The 17,101-nt window shown below is 72.3% G+C and carries 19 protein-coding genes and 2 tRNA genes; 15 read left to right on the top strand and 6 right to left on the bottom strand.

Translation table 11 applies throughout. The features are described 5' to 3' along the window. Positions 1 to 22 precede the first annotated feature (22 nt). Genes DA085_RS04045 through DA085_RS04035 form a run of 3 tightly spaced genes read left to right on the top strand, consistent with a single transcriptional unit; the run spans position 23 to position 2,741 of the window. Positions 23 to 1,357: a sensor histidine kinase gene (locus DA085_RS04045; protein ID WP_109471656.1), complete on the top strand. Its 1,335-nt coding sequence runs from the start codon at positions 23 to 25 to the stop codon at positions 1,355 to 1,357. Then, positions 1,354 to 2,022, top strand: coding sequence for a response regulator (locus DA085_RS04040; RefSeq protein WP_109471655.1), 669 nt, complete (start codon positions 1,354 to 1,356; stop codon positions 2,020 to 2,022). The genes DA085_RS04045 and DA085_RS04040 overlap by 4 nt, the downstream gene beginning before the upstream one ends. Next, positions 2,022 to 2,741, top strand: a complete 720-nt coding sequence (locus tag DA085_RS04035) for a DUF4097 family beta strand repeat-containing protein (RefSeq protein WP_109471654.1) — start codon at positions 2,022 to 2,024, stop codon at positions 2,739 to 2,741. The genes DA085_RS04040 and DA085_RS04035 overlap by 1 nt, the downstream gene beginning before the upstream one ends. Before the next feature lie 25 nt (positions 2,742 to 2,766). Here DA085_RS04035 and DA085_RS04030 read toward each other — a convergent pair whose 3' ends face one another. After that, entirely contained in the window at positions 2,767 to 3,384 is a 618-nt protein-coding gene (locus DA085_RS04030; protein ID WP_237565320.1) for a LysE family translocator, read from the bottom strand. 72 nt (positions 3,385 to 3,456) lie between these two features. On the opposite strand from DA085_RS04030, the gene DA085_RS04025 reads away from it, so the two are divergent. Further along, complete coding sequence (locus tag DA085_RS04025; RefSeq protein WP_109471652.1) at positions 3,457 to 3,957, top strand: Lrp/AsnC family transcriptional regulator; 501 nt, start codon at positions 3,457 to 3,459, stop codon at positions 3,955 to 3,957. 39 nt (positions 3,958 to 3,996) lie between these two features. Here DA085_RS04025 and DA085_RS04020 read toward each other — a convergent pair whose 3' ends face one another. After that, positions 3,997 to 4,443 carry a GNAT family N-acetyltransferase gene (locus DA085_RS04020; protein ID WP_202619095.1) on the bottom strand — a complete coding sequence of 149 codons (447 nt, stop codon included), beginning with the start codon at positions 4,441 to 4,443 and terminating at the stop codon, positions 3,997 to 3,999. A 46-nt stretch (positions 4,444 to 4,489) separates the two neighbouring features. Between DA085_RS04020 and DA085_RS04015 the strand changes: the two genes are divergently transcribed. The 11 genes from DA085_RS04015 to DA085_RS03965 all read left to right on the top strand — a co-directional run bounded on the left by DA085_RS04015 (position 4,490) and on the right by DA085_RS03965 (position 14,109). Further along, on the top strand, positions 4,490 to 5,518 hold the full coding sequence (locus DA085_RS04015) for a PHP domain-containing protein (protein WP_109471818.1): 1,029 nt from the start codon (positions 4,490 to 4,492) through the stop codon (positions 5,516 to 5,518). Positions 5,519 to 5,608: 90 nt separating this feature from the next. Beyond that, positions 5,609 to 6,814, top strand: coding sequence for a YkvI family membrane protein (locus DA085_RS04010; protein ID WP_109471651.1), 1,206 nt, complete (start codon positions 5,609 to 5,611; stop codon positions 6,812 to 6,814). Between the two features lie 112 nt (positions 6,815 to 6,926). Further along, positions 6,927 to 6,999, top strand: a tRNA-Glu gene (locus DA085_RS04005). Between the two features lie 80 nt (positions 7,000 to 7,079). Next, positions 7,080 to 7,156: transfer RNA gene (locus tag DA085_RS04000), tRNA-Asp, on the top strand. A 383-nt stretch (positions 7,157 to 7,539) separates the two neighbouring features. Then, positions 7,540 to 8,274 (top strand): hypothetical protein, encoded by a 735-nt coding sequence (locus tag DA085_RS03995; protein ID WP_109471650.1) that lies wholly within the window; start codon positions 7,540 to 7,542, stop codon positions 8,272 to 8,274. Between the two features lie 4 nt (positions 8,275 to 8,278). Then, on the top strand, positions 8,279 to 10,435 hold the full coding sequence (locus DA085_RS03990; RefSeq protein WP_109471649.1) for a sensor histidine kinase: 2,157 nt from the start codon (positions 8,279 to 8,281) through the stop codon (positions 10,433 to 10,435). Next, on the top strand, positions 10,432 to 11,043 hold the full coding sequence (locus tag DA085_RS03985) for a response regulator (protein WP_109471648.1): 612 nt from the start codon (positions 10,432 to 10,434) through the stop codon (positions 11,041 to 11,043). The genes DA085_RS03990 and DA085_RS03985 overlap by 4 nt, the downstream gene beginning before the upstream one ends. Before the next feature lie 73 nt (positions 11,044 to 11,116). Then, positions 11,117 to 11,890 (top strand): CHRD domain-containing protein, encoded by a 774-nt coding sequence (locus DA085_RS03980; protein ID WP_109471647.1) that lies wholly within the window; start codon positions 11,117 to 11,119, stop codon positions 11,888 to 11,890. 3 nt (positions 11,891 to 11,893) lie between these two features. Then, positions 11,894 to 12,697, top strand: a complete 804-nt coding sequence (locus DA085_RS03975; protein ID WP_202619094.1) for a class F sortase — start codon at positions 11,894 to 11,896, stop codon at positions 12,695 to 12,697. An 81-nt stretch (positions 12,698 to 12,778) separates the two neighbouring features. Further along, entirely contained in the window at positions 12,779 to 13,339 is a 561-nt protein-coding gene (gene sigK, locus DA085_RS03970; protein ID WP_202619093.1) for an ECF RNA polymerase sigma factor SigK, read from the top strand. Next, positions 13,336 to 14,109 carry an anti-sigma factor gene (locus DA085_RS03965; protein ID WP_109471645.1) on the top strand — a complete coding sequence of 258 codons (774 nt, stop codon included), beginning with the start codon at positions 13,336 to 13,338 and terminating at the stop codon, positions 14,107 to 14,109. Before sigK ends, DA085_RS03965 begins: the two co-directional genes overlap by 4 nt. Before the next feature lies 1 nt (position 14,110). Here the strand turns inward: DA085_RS03965 and DA085_RS03960 are convergent, their stop codons facing one another. The 4 genes from DA085_RS03960 to DA085_RS03945 all read right to left on the bottom strand — a co-directional run bounded on the left by DA085_RS03960 (position 14,111) and on the right by DA085_RS03945 (position 17,063). Further along, positions 14,111 to 14,521, bottom strand: a complete 411-nt coding sequence (locus DA085_RS03960; protein ID WP_109471644.1) for a transferase — start codon at positions 14,519 to 14,521, stop codon at positions 14,111 to 14,113. 121 nt (positions 14,522 to 14,642) lie between these two features. After that, positions 14,643 to 15,107: an aconitase X swivel domain-containing protein gene (locus DA085_RS03955; RefSeq protein ID WP_109471643.1), complete on the bottom strand. Its 465-nt coding sequence runs from the start codon at positions 15,105 to 15,107 to the stop codon at positions 14,643 to 14,645. Then, entirely contained in the window at positions 15,088 to 16,395 is a 1,308-nt protein-coding gene (locus DA085_RS03950) for an aconitase X (protein WP_237565298.1), read from the bottom strand. Before DA085_RS03950 ends, DA085_RS03955 begins: the two co-directional genes overlap by 20 nt. Further along, positions 16,392 to 17,063 carry a GntR family transcriptional regulator gene (locus DA085_RS03945; protein ID WP_109471642.1) on the bottom strand — a complete coding sequence of 224 codons (672 nt, stop codon included), beginning with the start codon at positions 17,061 to 17,063 and terminating at the stop codon, positions 16,392 to 16,394. The genes DA085_RS03950 and DA085_RS03945 overlap by 4 nt, the downstream gene beginning before the upstream one ends. Positions 17,064 to 17,101: the final 38 nt, after the last annotated feature.

The raw sequence follows: 17,101 nt of genomic DNA, 5'->3' as shown, positions 1-17,101 counted from the left end.
CGCCCAAACCTAGAGTTGTGGCATGTCCCCCGTGCTCCCGCCCCTCGCGCTGCACCGGCCCGGTCTGCTCGGGCTGTGGCTGCAGGGCTGGCAGCACGTCGCGTTCCTGGTGCTCAACCTCCTGACGGGACTGGTCGCTCTGGTCCTCGCCGTGTGCCTCGTCCTCGGCGCGGTCCTGCTGGTGGCCCTCGGCGCGGGGTTCCTGCTGCTGTGGCCCTCACTGTGGCTGGCGTTGCTGTTCGCCAAGGCACAGCTCGGCCTGCTGGAGGCGTTCACCGGACGCCGGATCACCCTCCGCGGGTCCCCCGGCGAGCCCGCCTGGGTGACCACCCTGGGGATGAGCAGGGCGCACCGCGGGGCCGCCGCCTACTCCGGCCTGCACGCCCTGTGGGGTCTGCTGACCGGCTCGCTGGTCAGCAGCGTCCTGGCGAGCTGCCTCGCCGTGCTGGCCCTCCCGCTGTATGCCGGACGGGTCAGGGACGAGGGGATGCGTCTGTTCGGCGTCGTGCCGCTGGAGTCGACCGGTGCGTCGACCGTGCTGTGGCTCGTGGCCCTGGCCATGCTGCTCCTGGTGCCACTGGCGGCCCGGCAGGTCACCCTGGTGGACACCCAGCTGGCGCGATCGCTGTTGGGGCAGGACCCCGAGGAGGAGATCGCCCACCTCTCGGAGCGGGTCGAGACGCTGACGACCTCCCGGACCGAGACGGTCGACTCCGTGGAGGCCGAGCGGCGCCGCATCGAACGGGACCTGCACGACGGACCCCAGCAGCGGCTGGTCGCCATCGCGATGGACCTCGGTATGGCCCGCGAGCGGCTCACTCACGACCCCGAGGGGGCACGGGAGCTGCTCGACAAGGCACACCTGGCCTCCAAGGAGGCGATCGTGGAGATGCGACACGTGGCGCGCGGCATCACCCCGCCGATCCTCGCCGACCGTGGCCTGGACGCCGCGGTCTCCGCCCTCGCAGCCCGGTCGGCCGTGCCGGTCACCGTGGAGGCTTCCGGCGTCGGGCGGCTGGACCCGACCACGGAGGCGATCGGCTACTACTGCGTCTCCGAGCTGCTCACCAACATCGCCAAGCACTCGCGCGCGACCCGGGCCCGGGTCCGGATCGGACTCGACCGGGTGCTCGTCCCGCCGGCGCTGGTCATCGAGGTCCGGGACGACGGGGTCGGCGGTGCCGACCCCCGTCTCGGGACCGGGCTGGTCGGCCTGCGTCAGCGCGTCATCTCCGTCGACGGCACCATCGCGCTGGACTCGCCGGCGGGCGGCCCGACCGGCGTCCTGATCCATCTGCCCGTGCGGTCCACGCAGGGCAGCGGCCACGTTCCCACCCCGACCGAGGAGACCCGATGACATCCCCCGTGCAGGTCGTGCTGGCCGAGGACTCCGCGCTGCTGCGCGACGGGCTCGTCCGCCTGATCACCGAGGGCGGCTTCCACGTCGTGGAGGCCTGCCCCGATGCCGCCTCCTTCCTGGAGGCGGTGGAGCGGCACCGACCCGGGCTCGTCGTGGTGGATGTCCGCATGCCCCCGACGTTCACCTCGGAGGGGATCCGGGCGGCCCTCCAGGTCCGGGACCGGTATCCCACGACCGCGGTGCTCGTGCTGAGCCAGTACGTCGAGGAGCAGTACGCCACCGAGCTCGTCGCCAGCCGCGCCACCGGGGTCGGCTACCTGCTCAAGGACCGCGTCGCCGACACGGCCGACTTCATCGCCGCCCTGCGCGAGGTCTCCGCCGGCGGCACGGTCCTGGACCCCGAGGTCGTCAGGCAGCTGCTGTCCCGCGCCCGCAACGCCGACCCGCTGGACCGGCTCACGCCGCGCGAGCGCGAGGTCCTCGGGCTGATGGCCGAGGGTCGCACCAACGCCGCGATCGCCCGGGCCCTGTTCATCGGCGAGGGCGCCGTGGAGAAGAACGTGTCCGCGATCTTCACCAAGCTCGACCTACCGCCCACGGACCAGGACCACCGCAGGGTGCTGGCCGTCCTGCACTGGCTCGACCGGACCAAGGAGTCCTGATGACTGCCTCGACCAGGCGCGCGATCCTCCTCGCCGGGAGCCTTGTCGCCGTCCTCCTGGTGCTGGCGCTCGCGCTGCCGGCTGTGGGGAGGATCGTCCAGGGCACCGACCAGACCCGGCACGCCCTACCGACCCGGCTGAGCCAGCTCACCCTGGACGGGGAGGTCGGTGACGTCACGGTGCGGGCCGCCGGCCCGGGCGAGACCCCGAGCGCCCAGGCCACCGTCCGGTCCGGCCTGACCACACCGCATACGGAGGTCCTCGTCGACGGAGACAGCGCGGCGATCTCCGACACCTGCCACGACTCCTGGTGGAGCAACTGCTCGGTCTCGTGGTCCCTGGTCGTGCCCCACGACTCGGCCGTGGACGTCACCAGCGCGGTCGGCGACGTCACGGTGATCGAGATCACCGGGCCGCTCTCGATCAGCTCCGACGTGGGGACCGTCGCGGCGACCGGGATCGGCAGCGAGACGGTGACCGCACGGTCCAGCGTCGGTGATGTCTCCCTCGACCTCGTGGACCCGCCGCGCGAGGTCCGGGTCACCTCATCGACCGGTGACGTGGAGATCAGCGTGCCCGACGACGGGACGGTCTACCGCGTCGAGACCGACACCTCGATCGGCAGCGTCACGAACCGGGTGGGCTCGGAGCCGGGGGCGTCACATCTCCTCGACGTGCACACCTCGGTCGGCGACATCACGCTACGCAGGACGGGCTAGTCGCGCCGCTCACGGCGCACGGCGGTCAGATCCGATCCAGGACGGTCGAGGCGAGCAGTCCGGCACCGATGAGGAGCAACGAGGCGCCCCCGACCAGGCTGATGACGCGATCGGCCGCCGGCGACCGCTGGAGGCCGAGCAGGTGCACCAGGGCGATCGTGCCCGACCACCAGAGCTCGCTCCCCACCACGACGGTCGCGCACAGGGCCACCGTGCGGAGCCCTGCCCCCTCGCCGATGCCGATGAACTGGGGCAGGATCGCCGCGAAGAACAACAGGGCCTTCGGGTTCGTGACGTTGGTGACCAGGCCGCGGGCGTAGCCGCCGTGCAGAGCGGGGCCCGAGGCCGACGCCGTGGCCGTGGCCTCGGCGGACGAGCGGAGCATGCTGGCCCCCATCCACAGGAGCACTGCGGCACCGAGGAGGCGCACCACGCTGAGCGCGCTGGGGACCGACATCACCAGGGCGGTCGCTCCGACGACCGCGAGCACCGCATGCACCGTCAACCCGGTGACGACCCCGGCGGCGGTGGAGACCCCCTCCCGCACACCCCGGGTCGAGGACTGCACCACCAGGACGAGGTCGGGACCGGGGACCGCCAGTGCCACGACGAGCGCCGCGACGAACGCCAGCCACGACTCCATGCCCACTGTGTCTCCTCCGTGCCGATCCGACCGAGGAGCCACCGTAAGGGGAGAGTTCTGTAGCCTGAGGGGATGATCGAACATTCGAGGAAATCAGGTCGTACTCCCGAACTGGATTCGGTCGACTGGGCGATCCTGGAGCTTCTGCAGGTGGATGCGACGATCCCGAACAAGGACATCGCAGCCCGCGTCGGTGTCGCTCCCAGCACCTGCCTGGAGCGCATCCGGCGGATGCGTCGCAACGGCACGATCGTGGCGACCCGGGCGCACGTGCGCCCCAGCCTGCTCGGTCGCGGGGAGCAGGCGTTCCTGGGCATCCAGATCCGCCCGCACGCCCGCGACACCGCGACCGACTTCGTCAGCAAGGCGCTCGCGCTCCCCGAGACGCTCGCCGTCTACAACGTCAGTGGCACCGAGGACTACCTGCTCCACGTCGCCGTCGCCGACAGCACCGAGCTGCAGACGCTCATCATCGACCGGCTCCTGGCCCTGCCGCAGGTCGCCCACTGCCGCACGCAGCTCATCTTCGGTGAGCCGTGGATCGCGCCGCTGCGTCACCGGGCGCACCCCTAGCGGGGGCGAGGGTCCGCCAGCGCGACGCGGCGCCGAGGATCAGGCCCCGGGTGCTTCACGCACCATCGGCAGGTGCGGGATGCCGTCCTCCACGTAGTCCGGTCCCGAGCGCACGAAACCGAACCGTGCGTACCAGCCCTCGAGGTAGGTCTGCGCACCGATCACGGTGCGCCGGTTGCCGATCCTGTCCAGTGCCAAGCGGACCAGATCGGCGGCGTAGCCGTGCCCCCGGTGTCCCTGGGCGGTCGCCACGCGGCCGATGATGGCGCACCCGTCCCCCTCCAGGACCCGCACGCAGGCCGCGACCGCGCCGTCGACCTCGACCCACAGGTGTTCGGTGCCCGGCTCCGTGTCCCGCCCGTCGAGCTCGGGGTAGGCACACTCCTGCTCGACCACGAAGACGTCCACCCGCAGCCGCAGCAGGTCGTGCAGCTGACGGGCGGTCAGGTCGGCGAAGGTGGCGACGCGCAGCTGGGGTCCGGTCACCAGCCGAGCGTATGCCGTGCGGGCGCCGGTCAACTACCGTCGGGCCATGACCATCGAGCCGGTGGATGCCCTGCGACGGATCGCCTTCCTGCTGGAGCGCAGCCGCGCCTCGACCTATCGCGTCAAGGCCTATCGTCAGGCGGCCAACACGCTGCTGGCGATCCCGGAGGCCGAGGTGCACGAGCGGGTGCGCAGCGGAACGCTCAAGCAGCTGGACGGCATCGGGCCCTCCACCGCAGCGGTGGTCGAGGAGGCCGTCGCGGGCCGGGTCCCGACGAAGCTGGCCGACCTCGATGCGGAGGTGGGCGGTCCGCTGGTCAATGGCGGGGAGGAACTGCGCACGCACCTGCGCGGTGACCTGCACAGCCACTCGGACTGGTCCGACGGGGGCTCGCCGATCCAGGAGATGGTCGCGACCGCGATGGAGCTCGGTCACGACTACCTGGCCCTGACCGACCACTCCCCCCGGCTGACGGTCGCCAACGGGCTCACCGCCGCCCGGCTGACCCAGCAGCTGAAGGTCGTCGACGCGGTCAACAAGGCCGTCGGCCCCGGCTTCCGGCTGCTCAAGGCGATCGAGGTCGACATCCTCGACGACGGCACGCTGGACCAGACCGTGGAGCTGCTCGACCGTCTCGAGGTCCGCGTGGCCTCGGTGCACAGCAAGCTGAAGATGGACTCGGCCGCGATGACCCGCCGGATGGTGGCCGCCGTCCGCAACCCGCACACCAACGTGCTCGGCCACTGCACGGGGAGACTCATCACCGGCGACCGGGGCAAGCGGCCCCAGAGCTCGTTCGACGCCGTGGCCGTGTTCGAGGCCTGCGCGGAGCACGACACCGCGGTCGAGATCAACAGCCGGCCCGAGCGCAGCGACCCACCGGACGACCTGCTGACCCTGGCGATCGAGAGCGGCTGCCTGTTCGCGCTCAACACCGACGCCCACGCCCCCGGTCAGCTGGACTTCCAGGCCTACGGCGCGGAGCGGGCCGAGCGGTTGGGCGTCCCGGTGGAGCGGATCGTCAACACGTGGCCGCTGGAGCAGCTGCTGGACTGGGCCTCCCCCACCACCTGACCGGCCCGCACACGGCCCGCCGAGGTGGCGTGGGTCCTTGGCTCTTCTGACGGACATGGCTACCTTGGGGCTGGAGACGAGGAGGTCCCGATGGCCGAACAGGCTGCCCCGAGAGAAGGTTTCTTCAACGGCCCCTACGGCCGGCTGCTCCTGCCCGGAGTCATCCTGCAGTCGGTCCTGATCGGCGGTGGCTACGCCACCGGCCGCGAGATCGTCGAGTTCGGCGCCAAGTACGGCGCCCTGGGGTGGATCGCCGGGGTGGCGATCATCATCGGCTTCGGGCTGATGGCCTTCCTGATGTTCGAGATCGCGCGCCGCTTCCAGGCCTTCGACTACCGCACGCTGCTGCAGAAGCTGATCGGCCCGCTCTACTGGCTGTTCGACATCGTCTACATCCTGCTGGCGATCCTGATCATCGCGATCATGGCCGCAGCCACCGGTGAGATCCTGCAGGAGACCCTCGGCTTCAACTACTGGCTGGGCGTCGGGATCATGATCGTCATCGTGGGTCTGCTCAACTTCTACGGCGAGGGTCTGATCGAGCGCTTCAAGAGCGTCGGCACCGCCGCCCTGTACGCCGGCTACATCCTGTTCGCCGTCCTGATCATCAGCGAGAACTGGGACGCCATCACCGCGACGCTCAGCTCCGGCGACCACTCGCTGCACCCGAACGTCTCGGTGTGGGCCGTGCTCTGGTCGGGCATCCTCTACGTCGGCTACAACCTCGCGGTCTACCCGGCCGCCCTGTTCACGGTCCGGCGGCAGACCCGCCTGCGCCACACCGTCGTGGCCGGCATCGTCGCCGGTCTGCTGATGACGGTCCCGTGGTTCCTCACCTACTTCGCCCTGATGGGTTTCTACCCGGACGCCGGCATCTTCGACGCGTCCGTGCCGTGGCTGGAGATGCTCAGCACCGAGGCGCTGTGGGTCATCGTCGTCTTCGGCATCGTGGTCGGCTGGACCCTGATCGAGACGGCGACCGGGATGATCTACGCCCTGGTCGCGCGGGTCGACCAGAGCCTCGTGGACGCCGACCGCAGGCCGATGAGCCGCGCGACGGCCGGCGCGATCTCCGTGGTCACCCTGCTGCTGGCACTGCTCCTGGCCCAGGTGGGCATCATCGACCTCATCGCCACGGGTTACACCGCCATGGCCTATGCCATGATCGCGGTCTTCGGTATCCCGTTGCTGGTGCGCGGCACCTACCTCATCGTGACCCGGCAGGGGCTGTCCATCAGCGAGCCCTCCGAGCCCCTCGTGCACGACAGGAGCCGTGCCGGGCAGGAGGCAAGCTGAGGGGCGGGCCGCCCGGGAGCTCGCTTTGGAGTTTGGTCAGTTCCTGACGTATGCTCTCGGACGTCCTCGACGGATCCGAGCTGCGCTTGGCGGCGGGGGGCCGACAGGACGGGTCCCCATCGTCTAGCGGCCTAGGACCCCGCCCTTTCACGGCGGTAACACGGGTTCGAATCCCGTTGGGGATACGTGGTCCATCCGGACCGCAATTGGTCTTCGGACCGAGCAGGACGTGGCCCCCGGGTCACTGCAGGAAGGCCTGACACCAGGCCCCGTAGCGCAGTTGGTTAGCGCGCCGCCCTGTCACGGCGGAGGTCGCGGGTTCGAGTCCCGTCGGGGTCGCCACAGAGCGCCGTCACCCTCAGGGTGGCGGCGCTCTTCTGTGCCAGACGGACACCACGCCCCCGCCGCCCGACCAGGCACGACGTCAGCCGGCGCCACCGTCCGGACCCGCGAGTACTGTGTCTCCTGTGTGGCCGCCCAGCGGGGGCTCGTGTGCCCGTGTCCGCGCCCTCCAGACAGGCGCGACGCTCCCTCACGCCCGGCTCGCGCGCCGCGCGGCGGCACCCTCCTCAGGCCGACCCGCGTGCAGCGCGGCGGCACCCTCCTCAGACCGACCCGGGAGAACTTCCCGGCCGCCCTGGGAATCCGCCTCCTCCGTGACGCCCCCGCGCGCAGCACGGTGGTGGGAACCGGCCTCGACCGAGGCCGCTCCCCGAGGAGGAACCATGAACACACCGCTGTCCCGCACACCCGGTGCGGCCAGAGTCGCCGGAGGCCTGGGCCTGGCCCACCTGGCCCTGCTGGTCACGGGCCTGGCGATGAGCGGAGGAGGTGCCCTGATAGAGGACGGCACCGCCGGGATCGAGGAGGCCTACGGACAGGGCGACCTGACGATGATCCTGGGTGGCTGGCTCGTGGAGTCGATCGGCTTCGTGCTCCTGGTCCCGGTCGCGGTCTTCCTCGCCAGCACCATGGGCCGGTCGTCGCAGTGGGGCCGGTGGGCCGCCAGGACGGGCCTCGTCATGGCCGGGACCTACGTTGCCGTCACGCTGGCTGTCGGGTTCCCGGCCGGTGCGGCTGCCGCCTACGGGTTCCAGCACGACCTCGATGTGGCTGCTGCCTCCGCGCTCAACTCGATGCGCGTCTTCGCCTACCTGCTGAGTCTCCTGTGCCTGGGGGCGCACGTCACCTGCGTCGCACTGTCTGCCCTCGCCGACGGTTTCGGCCGTCGCTGGGTCACGGGCCTCGGGCTGCTCACCGGGGCAGCGCTGCTGGCCGCCCCGCCGTTGGCCGCCGTCGGGCAGCAGGACAGCCCCACGCTCGTCTATATCGTGTGGTGGGTCGGTCTGTGTGTGATCCTCCTCCGTCACCGCCCGGCACCGGACGCCGACCACACCGCCACTCCTGGCGCCGGCCACACCGCCGCTCCCGGCGCCGACGCCGAGCTGCGCGGGGTCTGAGGCGATGGGCCCCGGGCGCCTGCGGGCGACAGCAGCTGCCACGACCGCCACGGTCGCCGTGCTGGCCGCCGCGCTGTCGGTCCGGTGGGGGCTGCCCGGCGACCTGACCGACCGGGTCGCGGTCGCCCTGGTCATCACGGCGTATGCGGTGACCGCCACGGTCATCGTCGTGGCCCGCCCGGGCAACCGGGTGGGCCGGCTGATCCTCCTCGGCACCACCACCTGGGCCGTGGGGGAGCTGCTCCTCGCCTGGGGAGTGGCCGGCTGGGTCAGCGCGGATCAGGTGGTTGCCGGGGCGTCCGTCGCGGCTGTCCTGGGCACGGCGCTGCGCGGCACGGGTTGGCTGGTCCTCGTCCTGGGGGTGCCCCTGGTGTTCCCCGACGGTCGCACCGCCTGGCCGGCGAAGCGGGCGCCGGCGAGGCTGATGCTCGCGTCCGTCGTGCTGCTGGTCCTCGGTTCGGTGCTGGCACCGTATCCGCTCGACAGCCGGATGGCCCACCTCCGCAGCCCCACGGGCCTGCCCACCTCGTGGCAGCTGGTGGCGGACGCCCTGGCGGTCTCGGCCCTGATCCTCGCTCTGGCGACACTGCTTGTCGCCGTCATCGGTCTCCGCATCAAGTGGCGCGCCGCGACCGCCCTGGAGCACCAGCAGCTCGCGTGGTTCGCCCTCGCGTTCGCCGTCCCTGCACTGTGCCTCCCCCTGGCCGCGACACCGTGGGCACCGCCCTGGCTCTTCGCGGTGGCCTCGGCCCCGGTGCCGGTGGCCATCGCGGTCGCGCTGCTGCAGCGTCGGCTCTACGACATCGACCTGGTCCTGTCGCGCTCGCTGACCTATGTGCTCGTCACCGGGGCCGCCGTCGCCGTGTATGCCGGAACCATCGCCGCCGTGGGCATCCTGCTGCGCCGGCCGGATGCGGACTGGCTGCCCTGGGTCGGCGGCGGCGTCCTGGCGCTCGCCTTCACTCCGATGCGCCAGGGACTGCAGTCGGTGGCCAACAGGGTCACCTACGGACACTGGTCGGCCCCCGCAGAGGTGCTCTCGGCGACCGAGCGCCGGTTGCGGGACGCCACCGACCTGCAGGGGCTCCTCGACGCGATGGTCACCGAGCTCGCAACGCTCCTGCGCCTCCCCGACCTGGTCGTCACCGACCGGTCCGGACAGGTGGTCGCGCGGGGGACGTATGCCCGCGCCCCCGACCGTGCCCGCTCGCCCGGCCGGTCAGGGCCGGGTCCGGACGCGACGGAGGCACTGCCGCTCATGGCCTACGGCGCGACGGTCGGGACCATGCGGTGGGCACGCACACCCTTGGGCGCCGGTGACCGGCGACTGCTGGGAGACATCGGCCGGCAGGTCGCCGAGGCACTGCGCGCCGCGGGCCTGGTCGAGGACCTGAGGCGGGCGCAGGAGCGTCTCGTCCTGGCTCGTGAGGAGGAACGCAAGAGGCTGCGCCGCGACCTGCACGACGGACTCGGCCCGACGCTGGCCGCGCTGGTCCTGGACGTCGACCGGCTCCGCGACCGGGTCGGCGCGCTGGCTCCCGACCAGGCGGACCGTGAGCTCGTGCTGCTCAGGACCGGCATCCAACGCGCCCTGTCCGAGGTCCGCCACGTCGTCGAGGGACTGCGGCCACCGGCCCTCGACGAACTGGGCCTCGCCACTGCCGTGCACCATCTGGCACGACGCGTCGCGGTCCACCCAGCAGCAGGCGAACCGGGCACGCACGTCGAGCCGCACGTGGAGATCGGGGCGCTGCCGGAGCTGCCCGCGGCCACGGAGGTAGCGGCCTACCGGATCGCGCAGGAGGCCCTCACCAATGTCGTCCGCCACGCGGGTGCCCACCACGCCTGGCTCGGGCTCACCTGCCGCGGCGACGAGCTGGTCCTGGTGGTCAGGGACGACGGGAGCGGCGTGCTCGAGCCGCGCGAGGGCGGGGTCGGCCTCACGGCCATGCGGGAGCGTGCCGCCGAGCTCGGCGGGACCCTGACGATCGACGCGCGCCCGGCGTCCGGCACCACGGTCACCGCCCGCCTCCCCCTGGCCGCGTCGGCGGGCCGGACCCACACCACGTCGCCCGCGGCCCCGACGACACGCTCCCCGGAGACACACCCTCAGGACGCCACACGCTCGGGCGGTCCGGCGAGGACGGTCGCGACACCATGACCCGGATCCTGGTCGTCGACGACCACCCGCTGTTCCGCAGAGGACTGGTGGGTCTGCTCGAGACGGCCGATGACCTGACTGTCGTCGCGGAGGCGGGGGACGGGCGCGAAGCGGTCCGGATCGCCCGCGAGCTGCGGCCGGATGTCGTCCTGCTGGACCTGGGACTGCCGCACCTCCCCGGCATCGAGGTGGCGAGACAGCTCATGTCGCAGGATCCCGCCCCCGCGATCCTCGTCATCACCATGGTGGACGACGACGACACCGTGGTCGCCGCCCTCCGGGTCGGGGCCCGGGGATATCTCCTCAAGGGCGCCACCCAGGCGCAGGTCCTCGATGCGGTCAGGACCGTGGCCTCCGGCGGCGCGGTCCTGGGGCCGGGCGTGGCGAACGAGGTCCTGTCCGGGGGCCACCGGTGGTCGCACGACCTCACGGTGCGCGAGTCGGAGGTCCTCAGCGGCATCGCCGCCGGCCGGTCCAACGCCGAGATCGCCCGCGAGCTCGGGCTGTCCCTCAAGACCGTCCAGAACCACGCGTCCCGCGTCCTGGCCAAGCTCCAGGTCCGCGACCGCACCCAGGCCGCCCTGCGGATGCGGGGCCTGGGGCCCTGACGACGGAGCGGACCAATCCGATGTCGCGACGGCAGCGAATCAGGCATGACAGACCACCAACGAAGGAGATGTCATGCGCACCACCCGATCCCGACTCGCCCCCCTCGCCGTCGCCGCCCTCGTCGGGCTCCCGTTCCTCGCGGCGGCCCCCGCGTCGGCCGACGACCACGGAGGCACCGAGCTGTCCGGCACGCTCGCCGAGCTGAACGACTCGGGGGCCTCCGGCACCGCCTGGGGCATGCTCGAGGGCAACCAGCTCCACATCATCCTGGAGAGCGAGGGGCTGCTCGACGGTGCCCCGCACGCCCAGCACGTCCACATCGGCGGCACCAACACCTGCCCCGGTGCCGATGTCGAGGGCACCGGCCCCAACGGCGAGCTGCAGACCTCTGACGGCGTCCCGTCCTACGGCGGCGTGGCGCTCAGCCTCACCAACGAGCCGGGCATGACCAGCGGCGAGCACGCCCTCGACGTGACCAACTTCCCGGCGACCGGCAGCTACACCTACGAGCGCACCATCGAGGTCGACGCGGAGACTGCGGCGCAGATCGCCGACGGCAACGGCGTGGTGGTCGTCCACGGCGTCGACCACGACGGGAGCGGCACCTACGACGGCGACGCCAAGTCCGACCTGGACCCCGCGCTCCCCGCCGAGGCGACCAACCCGGCCCTGTGCGGTGAGCTCGAGGTCGCCCAGATGGAGATGCCGGAGGAGGGTGTCGCGACGGGCGGCGGCGGCACGGCCGGCACCGAGCACATCGGGCTCCTCACCATGGGCGTCCTGGCGCTCGGCCTTGGTGGCCTCGGTCTGGCCGCCACCCGTCGCCGGGCCGGCGAGCGCAGCTGACCCGTGGACAACGCACGGACCGGAGGCCGCGGGCGGCGTATGCCGTTCGTGGCCTTCGGGCTGCTCCTCGCCCTGGGAGTCGCCCTCCTGGGATGGGGACTGGCCCACCAGGTCGGTGAGCCGCCCGCTCCGGTGAGCGCGCCGCATACGACGGGCGCCGGGCAGCCTGCCGACGAACAGGACCCTCCGGCGGCCACCGAACCGACAGCCGGGGTCACCGCGCCGACGGCCGAGCCCGACGCACCGGGGCGCAGCACCTCCCGGGCCGACACGGCACCCACCACGCGGGCCCCGGACAGCAGCCGCCCGGCGGCGGCTGAGCAGCCCGAGCCGTTGCCGGCGTCCGAGCCGGTGGCGGTGAGCATCCCCGCGATCGGTGTGCAGAGCCCGTTGCACGCCCTGGGTCTCGATGACGAGGGCCGGCTGGAGGTGCCCAGCGGGGACCGGTACGACCAGGCCGCCTGGTATGCGGGCTCGCCCACTCCCGGGGAGGTCGGCCCGGCCGTCATCGAGGGCCATGTCACCAGCCAGGGTTCGGTGCCGAGTGTGTTCTTCGAGCTGGGCGCCCTGGTGCCGGGCGACCTGGTCGAGGTCGACCGCGCCGACGGCACGACGGCCGTGTTCGAGGTCTACGGGGCGGAGAGCTTCCCCAAGGACGCCTTCCCCAAGGCCACCGTCTACGGCAACACCGGCGGGGCCGAGCTCCGGCTGATCACGTGCGGCGGCACCTACGACCCGGAGCGACGGGCCCACCTGGACAACATCGTGGTGTTCGCCCGCCTCGTCCACCCCGCGCCGGGCCGGTGACGCGCGTCCACCGTGCACGGTCCGGGGGCGCGCCGTCGCCTCGAACACGCAGGGCCCCTGACCACAGTGCATGATGGGGCGGTGGCCGCCGACCCGGGAGAGGACCTGTCGCGGCTCCTCCAGGCCTCGGCGCAGGGCGACCAGCAGAGCTTCGCGGTCCTCTATGACGCCACGGGCGCGCGCGTCCTCGGGCTGGTCCTCCGCGTGCTGCGCGACCGGGCCCAGGCCGAGGAGGTCACCCAGGAGGTCTTCCTGCAGGTCTGGCGGACGGCCGGTTCCTACGACCCGTCCCGCGGCAGCGCCCTGGGCTGGCTGCTGACCCTGGCCCACCGCCGCGCCGTCGACCGGGTCCGGTCGGCCGCCGCCCAATCCAGGCGGGACCACGCCTACGAATCACAGCACGTCGAGACTCCCTTCGACATCACCGCCGAGACCGCGGAGGGTCGGATGGAAGCCACGCGGGTCCACTCGGCCCTCGACGTCCTCACCGAGACGCAACGGTCGGCCATCGAGCTCGCGTTCTTCGATGGGCTGACCCATGTCGAGGTCTCGGAGAGACTGGGGGTGCCGCTCGGCACCGCCAAGACGAGGATCCGGGACGGCCTGAGACGGATGCGCGACCAGTTGGGAGGTGGACAGTGAGCCAGCAGACGCCGGGTGCCCCCGGCGAGGACGTGCACTCCCTCGCCGCTGCCTACGCCCTCGACGCGGTCGACCCTGACGAGCGCGCCGCCTTCGAGGAGCACCTGGCCGGGTGCGCCGCGTGCCGCACGGAGGTCGCCGAGCTGGCGGAGGCGACGGTCGCGCTGAGCGAGCACCTCTCGGTGGAGCCGCCACCCGCCCTGCGGGCGCAGCTGCTCAGGGAGATCGCGACGACGCCGCAGGAGGGGACGCCACGCCAGGACCGGGGACCTCGGCACGACGGCCCGGACGAGCTGGGTGAGCGCCGGACGCGCCGCGCGAGGCGCTCGCGCGGCGGTGGCTGGCTGCTGGCCGGTGTCGCCGCGGCCACCATCGCGGTCGGCACCGTGGCCGTGACGCAGTGGCCCCAGGACACGCCCGACCCCTCGGTCGTTGCCGTGCAGGAGGTCCTCGACGCCCCCGACGCCGTCCGGACCACGGAGTCGGTGGACGGCGCCACGGTCACGGTCGTGACGGCATCCTCCCTGGAGCGGGCGGTCGTCCTCACCGAGGACATGACCGCCGCGCCCTCCGGGCAGGACTACCAGCTGTGGTTCGTGCACGAGGACGGCACCGCCGTCTCCGCCGGGCTCATGCCGCGCGACGGGGACCAGGTCCTCCTCGAGGGGGAACCCGCCGGCGCCGTCGCGGTTGGCATCACGATCGAGCCGGCAGGTGGGTCTGAGCAGCCGACGAGCGACCCCATCGTCGCCGTGCCGCTCGAGGGGTGACTCAGGCCGCGCTGCGGTCCATCTGGTCACGCAGGACGGCACCGGAGGGCACCCGCTCGTCCGTCTCCACGGTGACGAAGTCGGCCACGCGCGCGCCGTCGCCGAGATTCACGCGCATGCCCAGACGGGCACCGCGACCCAGGTGGGCGCCCCGGCCCACGCTGGAGTTGGTGCCGACCACGGCGTCCTCACTGACCACCGCGTCCTCGGCCACCCACGCACCGGAGCTGACCCGCGCACCGCGGGCCACCCGCGCACCGCGGTCGATGTAGGCCGACTCGTGCACGTAGGCGTGCGGGTCCACCACGGCGCCCTCGGCGACCAGGCCGCCTCCCAGCTCGTGCGGCCAGTAGCGCAAGGGCTTGCCGGGCACCTCTTCGATCTCGACGTACTTCTTGCGACGCCTCGCCAAATCTGATCCCTCCCTCGGGACTTGTCGTTGGGGTTACCGAGCGGTTCACACCGCCCGGATCTGTTCCAACGTTCAATGGCTGAGGCGTGTTCCCGCGCCGCGGGTCGCCCGGATCACACCCTCAGGAGGGCCTTCCCCCGGGCGTGATCGTCTGCACGACCGTGCTCGCGCCGCCGGTGATCCGGGTCCAGGCACCGTCCTGCAGGTCGGCGAAGTCCGCCGGATCGAGCTGGATGACAGGGGTGTCCAGGTCATAGAGCTCGGAGGCGACGAGGGCCCCGAGCACCACGATGGCGTCGGGTTCGGTCATCACCAGTGCCGCCGGGCCCACGCCTGCCCGGAGGAGCTCGGCCAGCACGCTGGAGCTCGAGCTCGATCCTCGCCCCGATGTCATCGCGAGCACCCGGCCACTCAGCTGCTGGCCGCACTGGGGGTGGTGCCGGTCGATGATGGTGCCGTCGTGTCCCGCCCCGCCCCAGAACGACAGCGGCAGGTCCAGCTTGAGCAGGGCGCCCTCGGCGTGGCCGGCGTGCAGGGTCCGACCGGTCCACGTCCTGGTCCGGTGCTCAGCCGAAGAGCGCGTCATCGAGGACCACCTTCCCGGCCCTGGCGGAGGCCAGACACTCCTGCAGGCTGCCCAGCACCACGTCGATGCCCAGGTTGGCCGGTGCGTAGTGGGCCCACTTGCCGGAGGTCGTCATGACCACGCGGGTGCCGGGGTCCAGGATCGAGGTGACATACGTGCACGTGTCGACGACGAAGGTGATGCCCGCGTCCTCCAGCACCTCGACGTGACCCGCCGCCCGGGCCTGCTCCAGGACACTGCGCCCGGTGGAGAGGTAGAAGGGGACGCCGGCCCGCAGTGGTGCTCCGCCCTGCACACCCTCTGCGAGGGCCCGGATCTCGGCGAGCGAGGCGTGCGGCGTGCCGAGGCTGATCGCGTCCAGGTGGTCCCCGCCGGCGGTGGACAGCTCCCGGCGGGCCGCGGCCAGGTCGGCCGTCGTCAGGACGACCCGCTCGACGTCGCCGTCGTCCCGGCCCTGTAGCGCAGCCGCCAGGGTGGGCGCCTCGGGCGTCACGCCGACGGCGTGGAACAGCGCCACCCCACCGGACGAGGCGGCCGCGGCGCCGAGCGCCTTGAGCCGGTCCTCGCTGGTGTCGGGCGGCAGGCCGAGCAGGACGGGGTTGCCCGACCCGCAGCGGAGTCCGGTCACGTAGCCCAGGAGGGGGTAGGCGAGGTCGCTGTCCAGGACCCGCTCCGGGAGCCCGCTGCAGTCGATGATGAGGTCCCCCCGGCGGTTCTCGCTCAGGTGCAGCCCAGCCAGGGGCGCCCGGCCGGTGACGGCGGCACAGATGTCCAGGAAGTCCCCGTAGCGGTCGGTGCGCGCCCCCAGCACCGAGTTGGCGAAGACGATCGCGTTGGACTCCGCCCAGGCGATATGTTCGCCCAGCCCGGGCCGGGCGTCGACCTGGTAGGGGGCGCAGGTCCACGTGGGTCGGCACCCGAGCGCGACGTAGGCATCCATCAGCGCGCGCCCCTGGGTGGCCACCTCCTGCTCCGCCGGCGTCCGGCGCAGCACCATGGCCGGGTGGAGCAGGTCCAGCGAGCCGACGTTGAGGGTCGTCGGGATGCGCACGGTGCCGCCGAGCTCGACCAGCCTGGTCGCGAAGTCCAGGCCCGCGCGACCGTGATAGAGGCAGCTGTCGATGTGGGCGGCGCTGACCTCGATGAGCCGGCTGGCACCACGCACCCTGGCGAGCGCGACGACGAGTCGCATCGCCATCGCCACAGCGGGTCCGTGAGCGCCGTCGAGCATCGCCTGCTCGACGTCGGTGAGCCGCGGGTCGGTCGCGGGCGGCGCCGTCCCGGTCACTCCGGCACGTCCTGCCCCGGTCCGGAGGCCCACTCGTTGCGGATGTGGCTCAGGTGCGAGGTCAGCAGCTGCCCGACCTGCTCACCCTCGCCCTCGAGGATGGCCTCCAGGATGGCGCGGTGCTCGGCCGCCGCCTCCACCAGCGGGTGGGAGTGGCTGTCCTTCAGCCCGTAGAGCCGGGTCTGGTCGCGCAGGTTGGCCACCCAGTCCGTCAGCCGACCGTTGCCGTGCTGCTCGATGAGCGCCAGGTGGAACTCGCGGTCCGTGGCGAGGAACCGGGTGACGTCGCCGTCCCGGGCGGACTCCTCGGTCGCCCTCACCAGCTCCTCCAGACGCTCCCGTTCCCCGCTCAGGTCGGTGGCGGCCAGCGCCTGGACGGCGGGGACCTCCAGCAGCACGCGCAGCTCGAAGATCTCGTCCAGGTCGCTCTCCCCGAGCTCGGCGACCCGGAAGCCACGGTTGCGGACCGGCTCCATGATCCCGGCGTTCACCAGGGTCAGCATCGCCTCCCGGACCGGACTCACCGAGACCTGCAGCCGTCGGGCGAGGGCGGTCGCGGAGTACAGCTCGCCGGCCTGGATCTCCCCCGACACGATCGCCTGCCGCAGGATCCGCAGCGCCTTGTCGCGCAGGCTGTCATCGCGTTCCAGCGCCGTGGTGGAAATCATGGGAGACACCTTGACAGGTCGGTCATACCTCCCCATGA

The organism is Ornithinimicrobium cavernae (genome assembly GCF_003121625.1).
GTDB lineage: Bacteria > Actinomycetota > Actinomycetes > Actinomycetales > Dermatophilaceae > Ornithinicoccus > Ornithinicoccus cavernae.
Note: the sequence above shows the minus strand (reverse complement) of the source record. Positions and strands in the feature narration are given on the sequence as shown.

Coding starts and splice junctions, on each gene's coding strand:
- DA085_RS03980 (WP_109471647.1), top strand. CDS start 11,117: ATGCGCACCACCCGATCCCGACTCGCCCCCCTCGCCGTCGCCGCCCTC.
- DA085_RS04040 (WP_109471655.1), top strand. CDS start 1,354: ATGACATCCCCCGTGCAGGTCGTGCTGGCCGAGGACTCCGCGCTGCTG.
- DA085_RS04015 (WP_109471818.1), top strand. CDS start 4,490: ATGACCATCGAGCCGGTGGATGCCCTGCGACGGATCGCCTTCCTGCTG.
- DA085_RS04030 (WP_237565320.1), bottom strand. CDS start 3,384: ATGGAGTCGTGGCTGGCGTTCGTCGCGGCGCTCGTCGTGGCACTGGCG.
- DA085_RS03955 (WP_109471643.1), bottom strand. CDS start 15,107: ATGACGCGCTCTTCGGCTGAGCACCGGACCAGGACGTGGACCGGTCGG.
- DA085_RS04045 (WP_109471656.1), top strand. CDS start 23: ATGTCCCCCGTGCTCCCGCCCCTCGCGCTGCACCGGCCCGGTCTGCTC.
- DA085_RS03985 (WP_109471648.1), top strand. CDS start 10,432: ATGACCCGGATCCTGGTCGTCGACGACCACCCGCTGTTCCGCAGAGGA.
- DA085_RS04025 (WP_109471652.1), top strand. CDS start 3,457: ATGATCGAACATTCGAGGAAATCAGGTCGTACTCCCGAACTGGATTCG.
- DA085_RS04035 (WP_109471654.1), top strand. CDS start 2,022: ATGACTGCCTCGACCAGGCGCGCGATCCTCCTCGCCGGGAGCCTTGTC.
- DA085_RS03945 (WP_109471642.1), bottom strand. CDS start 17,063: ATGATTTCCACCACGGCGCTGGAACGCGATGACAGCCTGCGCGACAAG.
- DA085_RS03990 (WP_109471649.1), top strand. CDS start 8,279: ATGGGCCCCGGGCGCCTGCGGGCGACAGCAGCTGCCACGACCGCCACG.
- DA085_RS03995 (WP_109471650.1), top strand. CDS start 7,540: ATGAACACACCGCTGTCCCGCACACCCGGTGCGGCCAGAGTCGCCGGA.
- DA085_RS04010 (WP_109471651.1), top strand. CDS start 5,609: ATGGCCGAACAGGCTGCCCCGAGAGAAGGTTTCTTCAACGGCCCCTAC.